Genomic DNA, 14,800 nt, shown 5'->3' with positions numbered 1-14,800 from the left:
GAAGGCTGGCAACAAGGGTATCGAATTCCTCAAGGGCAACCGCCACATTGGCGTGCCGAAGAAGGACCCGAACGCCGCTCCGGCTGTCGACACCAAGAACATGAAGGCTGGCGCAGCAAGCACCTACCGCATCGCTCTTGGCAACCAGAGCTGGGACGTTCAAGTCCAAACCCTCAGCAAGTAAGCTTTCGCGAAAGTCTAACGACTTCGCCCAAGCCCAAGGTTTTAAAAGAGGCTTCGAGCATTTGCTCGAAGCCTTTTTTGTACGTAAAGTAATTCAAAAAACGCAGAAAGGGTTTCAAGGAATCTCGAAACCCTTATTAATGATCTATATGAACAAAGGACTATCTATGTCGAAAAAAACAGCGAGCATTAAAAGCTAAAAGTCTTGCCAAAGTTCACACCATAACCGACCTTTTGCACAGCAAAAACGCCTCCATGAAAGCCCGACGGATGGAAATAATTCAACATGAGCCCGACATTCAGAGTTTTTAGCCACATGACATCTGTATCAAAAGCAACCACGCCATATCGCCCAATCCTTGCGCCAATGCGAGTCGAAGAATAAAGCTTTACGCCATACCCTTCATCTTCATTTTCAGCAAGACTCTTTCCGAGATAATCGCGAACATCATCAAAATCGCCACCACCTTCGAAAAGTTGAACTCCAGCACCAAGGCCCAATATTACAGGACCAAGATTAAAATCCGCGCCGACAGTCATACGTTCTTGCAAATTCCAGAACGAATATTTTCTCCGTCCTTTCGAAGTTTCAAGCCACGCATTGTAACCGTCATTGCATTTTCCAGCTTCGGAGCATTCAAAAGACGCATTACCACCTTTGCCACCAAAAGCAGCCTGCACATACAACGGCGAAGTAATTCCAAACGGACTGTAGTTCAGCGCCACAGAAGCGCCTGCCGAAAATCCGTCTTTGACATTCCGGCCCGTCATTTTAACACCGCCAAAACCATCTACAGACACGGTTATCGCAGACGAATCACCATTCACCGCTAAACGCGGTTGGTGCGCAACAATCATTTGCGATGCGCCCATCGAGCTCAAGTGCGGATTAAGGCAACCACACAAAGACATCATCGTCACAGACAATAGTCCCAAAAGAATCGACTTTTTCATTAAATTCTCCTACTTATTTTGTAATGTACAATCAATATATCTTAATTCTAGCAACACAACAAGAGGCCTCTATTCTAGCGTTATCGACTTTATGACGCAGCGCTCAGAACCACCAATAGACTGCAAATTCAAGCGATGAGCGGCTTTGGAGCCATGCGGTGTTACGTTCAAATCAATAATTTCGTTCAAAGGTAAATTTTTACGAACAAAGCCATTTTGCAACCAACCGTTTGCAAGATTAGCTTTCGTCTGCATTTTTGAATCAAAATAAGCAAGCGTACGCTGGCAAGTACCCGGCCAATATGTAACAACCAAATTACGGTAATCATCCATAGAAACCATTTTCCCCATCTCGATATGCAGACCTCGTTGACCTTTGTCATAATTGATTTCTAGTCCCGCACCAAGTTCATCCGTATAGTTTTTCACATGAACTTCGTCATTCCACAGAAAATACTCATAACTATTCGGATAAATAGTTGTTGAATTTATCTTAGGTGGAATAGGCACGTCACCACGCGTATTTAAAACCAATTGAGCATTCGACACAGTCACTTCACCGCCATCTGAATTCAGTACCAAACAGAACCAACGCATTCCATTAAGAGCACCTTCGTTTGCAGGCATCTGCCATCGTAACGTATGCCAATTTCCATCTACAGAAACAGAAGCCTCATTCAATTGCAAATGACCCGAGCAGCCCTTTGTTTGGCAAACAAGAAGTTCCGCTTTCATCCAATTGCCTTTCGGATTATCAACTTTGATATTCACTTCAAAAGATGTATTTGCCTGAGCATCTCCGCCATAATTCCACGTGGCTACTTTTTTCCAGCCCGCAGGTAACTTGAACTGCACTTCAGAACTTTTTTCCGTTGCAGTCACATTGTAATTATAACGAGCATACGCAAAAGGAATTGCTTGAACAGCACCCGCATTGCGAATTATATCAGGCATTTTATCAAGGTCCATGCAGTTCGTATTGGGAGAAAAATATCCGATTAGCTTTGGATTTCTGAATTGTCCTAAGCTATAGTCGTAATCAAACTTCGCTACCTCACATAGAATACGCCACATATCCACTTGCAAGCCTTCCAAAACAAGCAAATTCAAGAAATTATTTTCGAAAGGCATTTCGATATGGCGACCACTAATAGATTCCGCATAACGCGGGTGGGTCGGATCCACAGCGAATGCAGCTGTTGCCGTACTTCTCGTTCCAGGATTTTCAAACGGGAATCCATCATATGACTGCGTAAAGCCGCATTCTGAACGAATCGCTAAATCGCCATTGCATTTCATATCCATGGCACTCGCCGTCGGGATAAATGTACTACGGTCTTGAACTAACTCATCCCTCCCCCACGATGTTTTGAGATTGACATCCCAAAAGAGCACTTCATAAGTCATGCCGTCAGGCATCGCATCATAAAATCCCTGACGAAGGGATTGATAAATCGTAGCAGCAAACGGATACGTAGACCCCTGAATAAAATCATAACGAGACGTTCCCTTATAATCTTCTAAATCAGCATCATCTGTCGTTTCTTTTTTGCGATTACGTGCAACAGTGCCGTTATCATCCGAATATTGCAAGTGGCTCACAGCGGAACCCAATGTAATAGGCCCCTTTTGTGCGTGACGTTCTAAATGGTAATAATCATTCTTGTGCACAGGATCACGGCCTTTCAATTGCCCTTGTGCTATAAGAACCGTAGGAAATTTTTTGTATTCAGCAGCATAACGATAATCGTCATAGAGGAATCTCCCCCGTGTTTTCGCTTCTGATGTACAAGAACCTTCGCACTTATTTTCATAGACCAAAAGGTCTGCAGCCCCTTTTGCCAACAGCATATCCTTAAACATCTCCGCAGACGAAGAACCTCCCTTATCACTCCAAAACGCAACCGTATTGAAAAGGCCCATCGGCATAACAGCACCCTGATGAGGCGAGTCTAGAGATGCGAATAGCCGAATTGGAGCATCCGAATCATTGCGATGCGTATCGTACAGGTAGGCGCCATAGCGCCCAATAACGCCTCCTTGACTTATCCCCATAACTACAAAGCCATCTTCTTTTGCACCAGGAAACGGAATAAGCATGTTATTGTTCAAAAAAGAAAAAAGCTTGTACAACACCTTTGAATTATCTTGAAGCGAAGTTCGTACAGTCTCTGTAAACTGCACAAGAATAGGCGTATATCCAAGATTCTTTAAGATCATTGGAAGTCCAACTTGCTGAACTTCACTTTCCAAGTCCGTTAGGGTTTTCTTTTCATCGGGATTCAAGTCTATCCCGTCAATAATCAAGAATGGACGTTCCAGGTAAATTCTTGTCATGGAATTTTCATCTGCAGGAGCATCCATAATGCGAATACTAACAGACGGAACCCTACCGAAACATGCTTTTCCAACATCATCAAACCCCATTAAAGCAAAAATAGACTTACTCATTTCCATGCAAAGTTTATCTTTACTATCAAGGAAAAACGTATAATCTTTATGTGCCGCCACAACATTCGTCGCAAAGAGCGCTATAAAAACGAACCATAAACAACGCATCATCATTTTACCTCCACAAAGAGCTTCTGTTCAACATTTCGGTCTCTGCTTTTCATTTTGACGACAACCGTCTGTAATCCTGACGACGGGAATTCAAGTTCAAGCCTTTCCTTGGGTTGAATCGATTTACATGAGCCGGAAACGCAAACGGAAATAGACGGCAACGTCCTTTGTTTTGTTACTATAAAATACGGGTCTAGCACCAAGCTTACTTTAGAGCCACGCACAAACGAAGTCGGAAGCCCTGCAGTAAGCAAATGAGCGTTAAAGATTTGTTTCGAACCGCAAGCAGAATCCACACACATGCTATACGCATAATCCAAATCGGCAACAAGCAAAGGAATCACTGTATAATCTGAATTTGCTGCAATAGCCTCGGCCTCAAAATAAAGCTGTTTTGGATTTGCCACCACATTTTCACGAAGTCGATTGCGCACTACGGAATACAAATTATCGTACCATGTCAAACGCGACTTTTTAGCCGTCATTTCTGTTGCACGAATGCTATTCACTATTTTCATGTGCTCCAATCCACTCACAAGAAAATCTGCACCCGTCTTTGAGATAAGCAAAGTTCTCTCTTGCAGAGAATATGCCGCACTATACTCCGATTCCAAAGCCGGCAACAACCGCGCTTCGCGAGACGGAGAACTTGCATCCGTATTGGAAAATTCATACTTCCATGGAACATCATCTCCGTTTTCCCAAGCAACCGATGAAGAAGATTGCCCGCCGTAGCTATTTTTCGCGCAACTAAATTCGATATCATCGATAAAGAGCGTTGTGTATTGATATTGCGGAACTTGGAAAAGCCCTACCCCCACATTCACAACATCGAAAGCCCCCGTCACGCCCAAAGTTGCAAGAGGAATTTCCAGTGAATGGGTTTTATTCGCAGTCAATTCTGCATAATACGTCCCACTTTCCGATGTTGTTCCCTTTAGCCAAATACCAAACTTTACATTTTGCGTAGGCCGCGCTTTTATTCGAAGCACGCCTCCATCAACATGTAGCGGAAGTTGCGAGAACGAAAGCAAGCCTTTCCAATCGCCTTGCACACTTTTTATGCCAGACAACCGGATATATGGAGGAACCATGTTGCCTAAGTTACCCCAATTCGCCTTCCATTCCGGCAACTCCGGGAATGTTCTCCCCGTTTTAATCATTTGACCATTGTCGTTACCGTTTGAATACAGCACGACGCCCTTACATTCCTCGGCAAAGCCATTGAGTACCCACAAGGCACCCAATAAGGCCACGCCTTTAAACATCCTATTAATCATAGGATTTCCTTTATATTGATTTTAGATAAAAGGCTTATTCAGCCATAATTATAAAAGAAACGATATAGGAAAAAATGTAAGTAACGATAAAAGTAACCGCCTCGTATAAATCGAAGCGGCTATTAAACTACAATATTTTTTTTAACGTGTAAAGGGGTTAATTAAATTTTTACGAATTTTCTTTTTTCAGGTGAATTATCAAATCACTGATATAAATATCATCGACTATATTCACAGAATACTCATAAGAGCCCGAATAAATTAAATCTAATCGCTTTTCAAAAGTAGCAAGGCCAAGCCCACCATTTTTACGCCCCGACTTTCTCGGGAAATTCGAATTCTCGGAGTGGAAATGTACTTCACTATCCTTCTGCGTGATTGAAACATGTGCAAAACTTTTGCCGTTCGGATTCACGCAATGCTTCATAGCATTTTCCATCAAAGGCATCATCAGCAAAGGTTCTATCATCACGTTCGGATTTTCAAGTTTTACGTTAAACACAAAATCAAAACTTTCATCGAGGCGAAGTTTTTCCAAGTCGGCATACTTTTGCAAGATATCGACGTCCTCTTGCAAGGCAATATATTTATCCTTAACCTGATACAGCATCATTCTCAAAAGTTGCGAAAGTTTGTTCATGGAGCTTTCAGCGCGTTTCGGATCAATCTGAATCAACGCCGAAATGTTGTTCAAAGTATTAAAGAGAAAATGCGGACTCAATTGGTTTTTCAAAAAATCAAGTTCATACTGGAGGCCCATGCGTTTTTGCTCACGCAAAATAAAAGCACGCATAATCTGACGAAGCGTCAGGTGGTAAAAGACGCAAATCAGACAAACTAGGCTCACCAGCATTACAAAAGTTGCCACAGTACCAAAGCTAAAATGACCCTTAAGCGAAGAAAAGCAATAAGCATCAAAAAAATAAGAGACGCCATCGTCCGAATTCCGTTCCATTACAAACAACATCACTTCACGCAAGAACAGCGTAGCAAACACCAAGACCGAGTTGCTAAGGAAATACAAGCCGTAACGTTTTTTAAAGATACAAAGCGGGACCAAGTACCTCTGGTTCAGCATAAAGATAAGCAATGTACAAAATAACGGAAAATAGAAGGTAAGGAGACCATTTAAATTGACGCTAGAGGCGTTTGAGGGGTCCATGATAAACACCAGCGGGAACAGAAGCATAAACAGCCAAATAAGGAGCGCCGGCAAAAAAATGGGAATCGGGAACCGAATAAATTCACGGTCGTCCTCCAGAATCTTACGAACCTTTTCTTCATTACGTTCAAAGTCCATCTCTTGCAAGACCGAGAGGAAGTTTCGCATTTTCTGGATAAAGCCAGCACTTTTTTCATTACAAAATGTAGAGCGATTGTCATTCATACTAAAAAATTTAGTCAAAAAGCGCATAAAATGAGCGTCGCAGAAAAAATGCTAGCATTTTTTCTATGACCGAATGCAAGCGCTAACGCCATAGGCGTTAAAAACCAACCTATTTTGCCCATCATGACAATTTCATGACAGAAATCACGTTTTTTTTTAACAAAAACTCAATTTAACTTTTGCACGCAGCATTCTAAGTAATGACACAAGCAATCAAAAGTGGAGGTAAATTTGATGATGTAAAAATGAGGAGGTCACCATGAAAAACCTTAACAATCGAGATCAAAAAGACATTTACATGCAATACCTGAACGACATTTCCCGTTATCCATTGTTGACAAGAGAACAGGAAACGGTATTGCTCCAGAAGTCCGCCGAAGGCAGCAAAGCAGCCTTGGATATGTTGGTCAACGCAAATCTGCGTTTCGTCGTCAACATCGCAAACCTTTACAAGGGCCGTGGTCTCGACATCATGGAACTCATCAACGAAGGTAACATGGGACTCATCGAAGCGGCACGTCGTTTTGACCGCTCTCAGAATATCAAGTTTATCAGCTACGCCGTATGGTGGATTCGTCAGAACATCACCCGCGCTCTTGCTGAAAAGGGTCGCATGATTCGCATCAGCGCCGAAAAGGAATTGATGCTTCGCCGCTTCGCTCGCCATGCAAAGGATATGCACCAGGTGATTGGCGGAACATTCACCATCAGCACCCAGAATCTCGAAGGCCTTTCTAAGTACAAAGCCAACGAAATCGAAAAGATCTTGATGATGGGCGCTACGGCATCTTCCCTCGACGCTCCTGTCAACGAAGATGGCGATGCAACGCTTGGTGACACCATTTCTGACGCCCAGAGCCGCACCGACGAACTCGCCGATGACAACAACCGCGCCGAAGTGTTCAACAAAGTCATGGACAAAAACCTCTCTAGCCAGGAAAAAGAAATCATCAAGCTCTATTACGGTTTCAAGATGGATTCCGACCTGAACTTGAAGGAAATCGCTCCAATGGTGGGTCTCTCCAAGGAACGTGTCCGCCAGCTCAAGGAAAACGCTTTGAACAAGCTCCGCGACGCCGAAGTCGAACGCCTCCTCTGCGAAGCTGCCTAATATTAAGATTTATTGCTCCTAACAACATTCATACTCTCTCCTTTCGTAAAAAAAACCGACTTTTACAGTCGGTTTTTTCTTATAAGGTGGTGATTTTTTATAGGAAATTGTATTTTTAACGCATGATGTTCAAATTTTTTAGTATCCGCTCTGTATTTATGGCCACGCTGTCCGCGCTTTGCATCGCGAACGCAGCTACCGACAAGAAAACTCCTCCCGGAGATTTTTACGACGAAGTTTCACGATTGAACAAGGTCCTTTCCGAAGTCAACCGCAAATACGTTGAAAATGTAAATCCGACCGAACTGACTGACGCAGCCATCAACGGCATCAGAAACATTCTGGACCCGCACACGACGGTTTTCGCACCGAAAGACTACGAAAGCTTGCGCGTTTCCATGGAAGGCAAGTTCGGTGGCGTGGGCATTACCATTAGCCTCCGTGACAATATCCTTACCGTTATTTCGCCGCTCTCCGGCACCCCGGCATTCAAGCTCGGCATCCGCGCTGGTGACCGCATCCGCAAAATCGATGGCAAAGAAACAAAAGGCATGTCACTTGATGACGCCGTGAACAAGCTCCGTGGAAAGATCGGTACAGACGTGACCGTTGCAATTGAACGTGAAGGCGTTCCCGACCTCATGGACTTCACCATCACGAGAGCCGAAATTATCGTGCACGCCGTTCCTTACTATGGCATGGTCACACCGGAAATCGGCTATATCAAGCTTGCCACCTTTAGCGACAAGACCACAAGCGATGTCGAAAACGCCATCCGCGGTCTCCAGAAGCAAGGCATGAAAAAGCTCATCCTCGACATGCGCTACAATCCGGGTGGACTTTTGAATCAGGCTATCGAAATCAGTGAACTTTTCTTGAAGCCGGGTAACGTCATTGTTAGCACTCGCGGTCGTACACAGAAAACCGAAAGCGCATCCCGCAGAAACCCGATGCTCAAGTCGGATGTTCCGATGGTCGTGCTCGTGAACCAAGGCTCCGCTAGCGCCGCTGAAATTGTCTCCGGTGCACTTCAGGACTGGGACCGCGCCTTGATCGTTGGTAAGACCTCGTTCGGTAAAGGTTCCGTACAGACCATCTTCCCGCTCGACAATCAGGGCAACGCTCTCAAGCTCACCACAGCATTCTACTACCTCCCCTTCGGTCGTTGCATCAACAAGCCTGAAAATGGCATCAAGGGGCTCAAGCTCCAGGAAGAAGATGACTCCGATGCAGAAGAAACAGAAACCGCAAAGACCGATTCTGTAAAAGCCGATACCGCAAAGCGCGACACATTCTACACGAACAATGGTCGTATGATGTTTGGCGGTGGCGGCATTACGCCGGACGTCGATGTAGAACTCGATCCGATGCCGTGGGTTGTCCAAGTGCAAGAACGCATGGCCATGTACTTCAAGTTCGCCGTGAAGATTCGTCCAAGCCTCGAAAAAGCAGGCGTCAAGGTGAACTCCGAATGGGTTGTACCGGATTCCCTCTTCACGCAGTTCAAGGCATACTGCAAGAAAGACACGAACTTCATGAAAGTCAAGAGCAACGCACTCGTCGGCGTGGATCAGCTTGAAAAGAGCATCATCCGCGAACAGAACTACATGGGCGACAGCGCAAAGACCATTTCGGACTCGAACCTGGTCAAGCGTATCAACGAAATGCGCAAGGCTCTTGAAGATAACCGCGATGCCCAGTTCGAAGCCAACAAGGACTACATCAAGGATGGCATCAAGCGCGAACTTCTCACCGCTTTCGTGAATGACTCCGTCAGCACCGCATTCTCGCTCAAGCGCGACAAGCAGCTGAACGAAGCCATCAAGTACTTAAGCGACATGCAGCTCTTCAAGAAGTCCATCAGCGCACCGACAAAGGCTAAGAAGAACGCCGCAAAAGCAAAGAAGTAACGGTCCAACTTGATTTCGTTATTGAACAAAATGGCCGAAGGCCTTGGACGTGCGGTTAGACGCTTCCTGAACAAGGTTGTGGGTTATCTCGTGTTCATCTGGGAATTGTTCAAGAACATTCCCGGAGCCTTTACCAATTTGCACACGACTGTTGAACAAATGCACCACGTGGGCATCACAAGTATCCCCGTGGTATTTGCCGCATCGCTTGCAACAGGCGCCATCATGTCGTGGCAGCTAGCCTACCAGTTCGGCGACATGATTCCCATGATGTTTGTCGGCATGGCTGTCGGCAAATCCGTGATGGTGGAACTCTGCCCGATTCTTACCGCAATGGTTCTCGCTGGACGAATTGGCGCTTCGATGTGCTCGGAACTTGGAACAATGGCCGTTACAGAGCAGCTTGACGCATACAAAGTATTAGGTCTCAATCCTTATAAATACTTGCTTGCACCAAGGCTCATCGCAACGGTCATCATGCTTCCGGTCCTTACCATCTTGAGTATTTTCATCGGTATCGCCGGCGGTTACGAAGTGGCACACCTTTACAAAGAAGTCTCGTGGTCCGTGTTCTTTTACGGTGTACGCATGTTTTACCAGAACTGGGACTTGGTCGTAGGCTTAATCAAAGCGACGCTTTACGGATTTTTCATTTCGAGTTACGCTTGCTTCTTCGGCTTCTTTACCCATAGCGGTGCAGAAGGCGTAGGCAAAAGCACAAAGGCTACAGTCGTTGCCGGCATGACAAGCATCTTGATTGGCGGGTTTACGCTCTCCAAATTGCTGCTTGTTTAATGCGATGAATTTGTACAAATGTTCGAAACAAAACGCACGAGCAACAAGAGCTATACAGCGAACAAAGTTCAGGACATTCAAGTCCTCTTAGAGCAAGTTCTTTCAAAGAATAACATCACCGAAGATATCAACTTTAAGACCATCTCGGAGCGTTTTTCGGAGGTGATCGGGCCCCTACTTGTAAACCACGTCAAGCCCATAAAAATCGACAAAAATACATTGGTGCTAGAAGTTCCTAATTCAGCGCTAAAGTTCGAAATGAACCTCCAAAAAAAAGCTATTATTGGGAAGTGTAATACCCTTTTAGGGAAACCTTTTATTCAAGGAATACGATTCATCTAAGAGGGGCTTAATAGAGGAATTATGGCAGAAGAAACAGAAGAAGTTAAGAAGGCGGAAGCAGATTATAGCGGTTCCAGTATCACCGTTCTCGAAGGTCTAGAAGCAGTTCGTGTCCGCCCTGCAATGTACATTGGTTCCACCGATATCCGCGGTTTACATCACCTCGTTTGGGAAGTGGTCGACAACTCCGTGGACGAAGCCTTGGCCGGTTTCTGCAACCATATCGAAATTTCCATTTTGCCGGGTAACGGCATCCGCGTGACCGACAACGGTCGTGGCATTCCGACGGATATCCACCCGAAGGAAAAAGTGGGCACCATCCAGGTCGTGATGACAAAGCTCCACGCCGGTGGTAAGTTCAACAATAGTTCATATAAGGTTTCTGCCGGTCTTCATGGCGTGGGCGTGAGCTGCGTGAACGCACTTTCTAACAAGCTTATCGTAACCGTGCGCCGCAATGGTCGCGTTGTTCGTCAGGAATTTGCTCGTGGCATTCCAACAGGCCCGCAAGTCGATATTGGACCGTCTGACGGAACGACAGGAACTTCTGTAGAATTTTATCCGGACGATACGATTTTCTCGGAAACAGTTTACGTGTACGACACGCTCGCCACGCGTTTCCGCGAACTCGCATTCCTTATGAGCGGGCTTCGCTTGACTCTTACAGACGAACGCGATCCGGAACACAAGCAGACCGATACATTCTGCTTCCCCGGTGGTGTTTCTGAATTTGTGCGCTATGTGGACGAACACCGCACTCCGCTCTTTAACGAACCGATCCACTTGCTGCTCCCCGACGGACAATATCCGCTCGAAGTAGCCATGTGGTACAACGACGGCTATCAGGAAAACTTCTTCAGTTTCGTCAATAACGTAAATACCTACGATGGCGGAACTCACGTGACGGGTTTCAAAACGGCTCTCACCCGCGTTATCAGCAAGTTTGCACAAGACATGCCGAAGGGCAAGAAAGAAGCGCAGATTACTTCGGACGATATTCGTGAAGGCCTTACCGCCGTTATCGCCATTAAAGTTTCTCAGCCGCAGTTCGAAGGCCAGACAAAGCGTAAGCTCGGCAACTCCGAAATCGCAGGTTATGTAGCATCCGCATTCGGCGCGAAGCTCGAAGAATACTTCCAAGAGAATCCGGCAGCCGTCAAGATTATCTTGGACAAAGTTTATAACGCCGCCGTGGCTCGTGAAGCAGCCCACCGCGCACGTACACTCGCCCGCCGCAAGAACGTTCTTGAAAGCGGGGGCCTTCCGGGAAAACTCGCCGACTGCTCTAGCCGCGACCCGAAGGAATGCGAAATGTTCATCGTGGAAGGTGACTCTGCAGGTGGTTCTGCAAAGATGGGCCGTAGCCGCGAATTCCAGGCCATTCTTCCCCTCCGCGGTAAAATCTTGAACGTGGAAAAGGCAAGCCTCCACCGCGTGCTCGACACCGAAGAAATCCAGAACCTCGTGAACGCCATCGGCACTGGTATCGGAACTGAGTTCAAAATTGAAAAGCTCCGTTACAACAAGATTATCATCATGACCGATGCTGATGTGGACGGCTCTCACATCCAGACGCTTTTGCTCACGTTCTTCTTCCGCTATATGCGTCCGCTGATCGATGCAGGACACATCTTCCTCGCCATGCCTCCTCTGTACAAGCTCAAGGTTGGGCAGAAGGAACGCTACTTGTTCGATGAAAACGAAAAGGACAAGGTCATGGCCGAAGTCGAAGACAAGAAGAATGTCACGATTACTCGATTCAAAGGTTTGGGCGAAATGTCGCCAGAACAGTTGAACGAAACGACCATGGATCCGAAGACACGATTCCTCAAGCAGTGCCATGTGGAAGACAGCGTGCTTGCCGACCAGATCTTTAGCATGCTCATGGGCGAAGACGTGGAACCGCGCCGCAAGTTCATCGAAACAAACGCATATAAAGTCTTGAACGATTTGGATATTTAAATGAGTCCGACGAAAGCCGACTTCAAAACCGTTTTATCCCAAGCACGAGACTTGGTAAAGACGGAACTGAATCAGACAGAACAAGTCATTATGCAGGTGGCCAAGAACGCCCCCGCAGGGATTTCTGACCGCCTTATGACATTGTTTAGCCGCAAGGGCAAACGCATCCGTTCAACGCTCCTTTGCCTACTCGCGAACTGCGGAACGCAAAAGCCAGACATAGACCGCGTGGCACATGCCTGCGCAGCCGTGGAACTGTTGCACCTCGCAAGCCTCGTCCACGACGATATCATCGATGGAACGGAAGTTCGCCGCGGACAAAAAACAGCCCACCGCGAATGGGGCACGCAAGTAGCCGTGCTGATTGGCGATTACGTGCTTTCGCAGTCCATGCGTTGTGTCATCAACGAAGAAGTCCGTAAAGTGCCGCTGATTATCTCTGATGCCGCCGACAAGTTGATTATCGGTGAAATCATGGAACTCGATCATTGTGGCGATATGGGCCTTTCACGCAAAGCCTACAACGAAATCATCGACGGAAAGACCGCCGCGCTCATTGACGCCGCAGCACGCCTCGGTGGCATCATGGCAGGCTTTGACCAACCGATGGTTGATGAATGTGCCAAGATGGGAACGCACTTTGGAATTGCTTTCCAGATTATCGATGACCTGCTCGATTACGGATACGGTTCCGTGAACATGGACAAAGCCAAATTCACCGACCTTTCGAACGGGCTTATCACGCTCCCATTGCTTTACTACTTCGAAGATTGCACCGCCAAAGAACGCAGCGAAATGGAAGGCTTTATCGCGAAAGCGTCTGCAGAAGGGATTCCCGAGAAAATTCAGGACCGCCTGATGGCAAGAAAAAGCTTTGCGAAGGCGAAAGCCGAAGCCCAAGAGCACCTGGAACAGGCGCTCGCTATCGCTGATAAATTCCCTAAGAGCAATTTCACCGAAGAAATTGTAGCCATGTTTTCGAGCATGAGCGAAAGAGGGAACTAGCTTCGCAGTAGACTGTAGGCAGTAGACAGTAGGAAGTGATTACCTTTGACCACTTAGTGCTTCAGCACTTATGTGGGCATGGTCACCTTTAGGTGGGTGATTAGTTATTAACGAAAGACGCGGCCCAACGGTCGCGTTTTTTGTAACTAATTAAAACTCGCAACTTGAGCGAAGGTTACTTCTTGCGCATCCAGACTGCCAAGAAGACAAACACAGACAGGAAGCAGATGGCAATGATAATCCAGAACGCCACCGGGGAGCCGACGGTCGCATCGCCGTTCATGCCAAACGGGAGCTTCACGTTCATACCGAACAAACTTGCGAAGAACGTCGGGAGCGATATAGAAATCGTCACGATAGTGAGGTTCTTCATGAGTTGGTTCACGTTGTTGTTGATCACGCTTGCGCGCGCATCCATCATGGATGTCAAAATGTTCGCGTAAATGTTAGCCTGTTGCAAACTCTGTCCATTTTCGATTTGGATATCTTCAAGAAGTTCGCGCTCGGCTTCGGTCCAGTTGAGGCTGCGGCCTAGCTGGAGCTTACGCAACAGCGTATCGTTACTGTTCAATGCGCTCACGTAGTAAATCAAGCCCTTGTTCAAGCTAAACATCGAAAGCAAATACTTGTTTTCCATCGATGTATTGAGGCGAAGTTCCAAGTCGTCATTGATGCGATTGATAATCTTCAAGTGTTCATTGAAGTGTGCAATCGCAAAACTCAAGACGCGGAGCACAAACGTATTCAAGCTGTCAATCTTCGAGAATTTGCGATCGTCCATCACAGGAATATCGCTGTCCGTAAGCAGAAGCACCCAGTCCTTGAAAATGAATATGCCAAAAGATTCCACACGAAATTGGAAATTATCAGCAGCAGAATAGTTCTTGGGTTTCTTAAACACGATGGTCGTAAAATCATCATCGTATTCAATACGGGAAAGTTCGTCAGAGTCGAATGCAGAGGCTATAGTATGTTCGGTAATTTCATATTCTTTGACAAGGACGCTACGCTGCTCCTGGCTCAATGAACCCATCATGACAATATCAGCAGCTTCCTCGCTCGGAGCTACAGAGAGACGACCGGATTCGATCTTGTAATACTTGAGCATAAACGCCCCCTTTATCGAACGGAGAGCAATATAGAAAAATAGTTACTAGTTACTAGTTATTAGTTACTAGAAAAAATGGAAAAAAATACTTTCATTCCAATTCAAGTCACAAGCCACCCCTAAGAGGGGTGGCTTGCTTTGCCCCTAGAAGGGGCTGTTACTGCCAGCGCCTTAATGACGCTGGCTTTCTCTTCGTTCAAG

At 46.2% G+C, this 14,800-nt stretch carries 11 protein-coding genes and 1 pseudogene; 7 read left to right on the top strand and 5 right to left on the bottom strand.

The annotated features are described in order from the left end of the window. Positions 1-184 (top strand): annotated as a pseudogene (locus tag HUF13_RS16485) (biotin attachment protein); the annotation flags it as partial. A 188-nt stretch (positions 185-372) separates the two neighbouring features. Here the strand turns inward: HUF13_RS16485 and HUF13_RS16480 are convergent. The 4 genes from HUF13_RS16480 to HUF13_RS16465 form a co-directional block, all read right to left on the bottom strand. Next, positions 373-1,137: a hypothetical protein gene (locus HUF13_RS16480; protein ID WP_173476124.1), complete on the bottom strand. Its 765-nt coding sequence runs from the start codon at positions 1,135-1,137 to the stop codon at positions 373-375. Positions 1,138-1,206: 69 nt separating this feature from the next. Beyond that, complete coding sequence (locus tag HUF13_RS16475) at positions 1,207-3,702, bottom strand: hypothetical protein (RefSeq protein WP_304039331.1); 2,496 nt, start codon at positions 3,700-3,702, stop codon at positions 1,207-1,209. Then, the gene (locus HUF13_RS16470; RefSeq protein WP_173476123.1) at positions 3,699-4,979 is read right to left on the bottom strand and encodes a hypothetical protein; all 1,281 of its coding nucleotides are present in this window, start codon (positions 4,977-4,979) and stop codon (positions 3,699-3,701) included. Before HUF13_RS16470 ends, HUF13_RS16475 begins: the two co-directional genes overlap by 4 nt. 169 nt (positions 4,980-5,148) lie before the next feature. Then, entirely contained in the window at positions 5,149-6,366 is a 1,218-nt protein-coding gene (locus tag HUF13_RS16465) for a sensor histidine kinase (RefSeq protein ID WP_304039330.1), read from the bottom strand. A 259-nt stretch (positions 6,367-6,625) separates the two neighbouring features. On the opposite strand from HUF13_RS16465, the gene HUF13_RS16460 reads away from it, so the two are divergent. From HUF13_RS16460 to HUF13_RS16435, 6 genes are all read left to right on the top strand, one after another. Then, positions 6,626-7,477, top strand: a complete 852-nt coding sequence (locus tag HUF13_RS16460) for an RNA polymerase sigma factor RpoD/SigA (RefSeq protein WP_173476121.1) — start codon at positions 6,626-6,628, stop codon at positions 7,475-7,477. A 122-nt stretch (positions 7,478-7,599) separates the two neighbouring features. Then, positions 7,600-9,387 (top strand): S41 family peptidase, encoded by a 1,788-nt coding sequence (locus HUF13_RS16455; protein ID WP_173476120.1) that lies wholly within the window; start codon positions 7,600-7,602, stop codon positions 9,385-9,387. Positions 9,388-9,396: 9 nt separating this feature from the next. Beyond that, the gene (locus HUF13_RS16450) at positions 9,397-10,182 is read left to right on the top strand and encodes an ABC transporter permease (RefSeq protein WP_173476119.1); all 786 of its coding nucleotides are present in this window, start codon (positions 9,397-9,399) and stop codon (positions 10,180-10,182) included. 18 nt (positions 10,183-10,200) lie between these two features. After that, a complete protein-coding gene (locus HUF13_RS16445; RefSeq protein ID WP_173476118.1) occupies positions 10,201-10,524 on the top strand; it encodes a DUF721 domain-containing protein in 324 nt (107 codons plus the stop codon). A gap of 21 nt (positions 10,525-10,545) precedes the next feature. Beyond that, positions 10,546-12,486 carry a DNA topoisomerase (ATP-hydrolyzing) subunit B gene (gene gyrB / locus HUF13_RS16440; protein ID WP_173476117.1) on the top strand — a complete coding sequence of 647 codons (1,941 nt, stop codon included), beginning with the start codon at positions 10,546-10,548 and terminating at the stop codon, positions 12,484-12,486. After that, complete coding sequence (locus HUF13_RS16435; protein WP_173476116.1) at positions 12,487-13,491, top strand: polyprenyl synthetase family protein; 1,005 nt, start codon at positions 12,487-12,489, stop codon at positions 13,489-13,491. A 175-nt stretch (positions 13,492-13,666) separates the two neighbouring features. On the opposite strand, the gene HUF13_RS16430 is transcribed toward HUF13_RS16435, so the two are convergent. Continuing rightward, a complete protein-coding gene (locus HUF13_RS16430; protein WP_173388018.1) occupies positions 13,667-14,599 on the bottom strand; it encodes a magnesium transporter CorA family protein in 933 nt (310 codons plus the stop codon). Between the last annotated feature and the right edge of the window lie 201 nt (positions 14,600-14,800).

It is taken from the genome of Fibrobacter succinogenes, from assembly GCF_902779965.1.
Classification (GTDB): Bacteria; Fibrobacterota; Fibrobacteria; order Fibrobacterales; family Fibrobacteraceae; genus Fibrobacter; species Fibrobacter succinogenes_F.
The sequence above is the reverse complement of the archived record's forward strand: the minus strand, read 5'-3'. Positions and strand labels throughout refer to the sequence as shown.

Excerpts from the sequence above, each read along its gene's own strand:
- HUF13_RS16480 (WP_173476124.1), bottom strand. The coding sequence starts at position 1,137 with ATGAAAAAGTCGATTCTTTTGGGACTATTGTCTGTGACGATGATGTCT.
- HUF13_RS16475 (WP_304039331.1), bottom strand. The coding sequence starts at position 3,702 with ATGATGATGCGTTGTTTATGGTTCGTTTTTATAGCGCTCTTTGCGACG.
- HUF13_RS16470 (WP_173476123.1), bottom strand. The coding sequence starts at position 4,979 with ATGATTAATAGGATGTTTAAAGGCGTGGCCTTATTGGGTGCCTTGTGG.
- HUF13_RS16465 (WP_304039330.1), bottom strand. The coding sequence starts at position 6,366 with ATGAATGACAATCGCTCTACATTTTGTAATGAAAAAAGTGCTGGCTTT.
- HUF13_RS16460 (WP_173476121.1), top strand. The coding sequence starts at position 6,626 with ATGAAAAACCTTAACAATCGAGATCAAAAAGACATTTACATGCAATAC.
- HUF13_RS16455 (WP_173476120.1), top strand. The coding sequence starts at position 7,600 with ATGATGTTCAAATTTTTTAGTATCCGCTCTGTATTTATGGCCACGCTG.
- HUF13_RS16445 (WP_173476118.1), top strand. The coding sequence starts at position 10,201 with ATGTTCGAAACAAAACGCACGAGCAACAAGAGCTATACAGCGAACAAA.
- gyrB (WP_173476117.1), top strand. The coding sequence starts at position 10,546 with ATGGCAGAAGAAACAGAAGAAGTTAAGAAGGCGGAAGCAGATTATAGC.
- HUF13_RS16435 (WP_173476116.1), top strand. The coding sequence starts at position 12,487 with ATGAGTCCGACGAAAGCCGACTTCAAAACCGTTTTATCCCAAGCACGA.
- HUF13_RS16430 (WP_173388018.1), bottom strand. The coding sequence starts at position 14,599 with ATGCTCAAGTATTACAAGATCGAATCCGGTCGTCTCTCTGTAGCTCCG.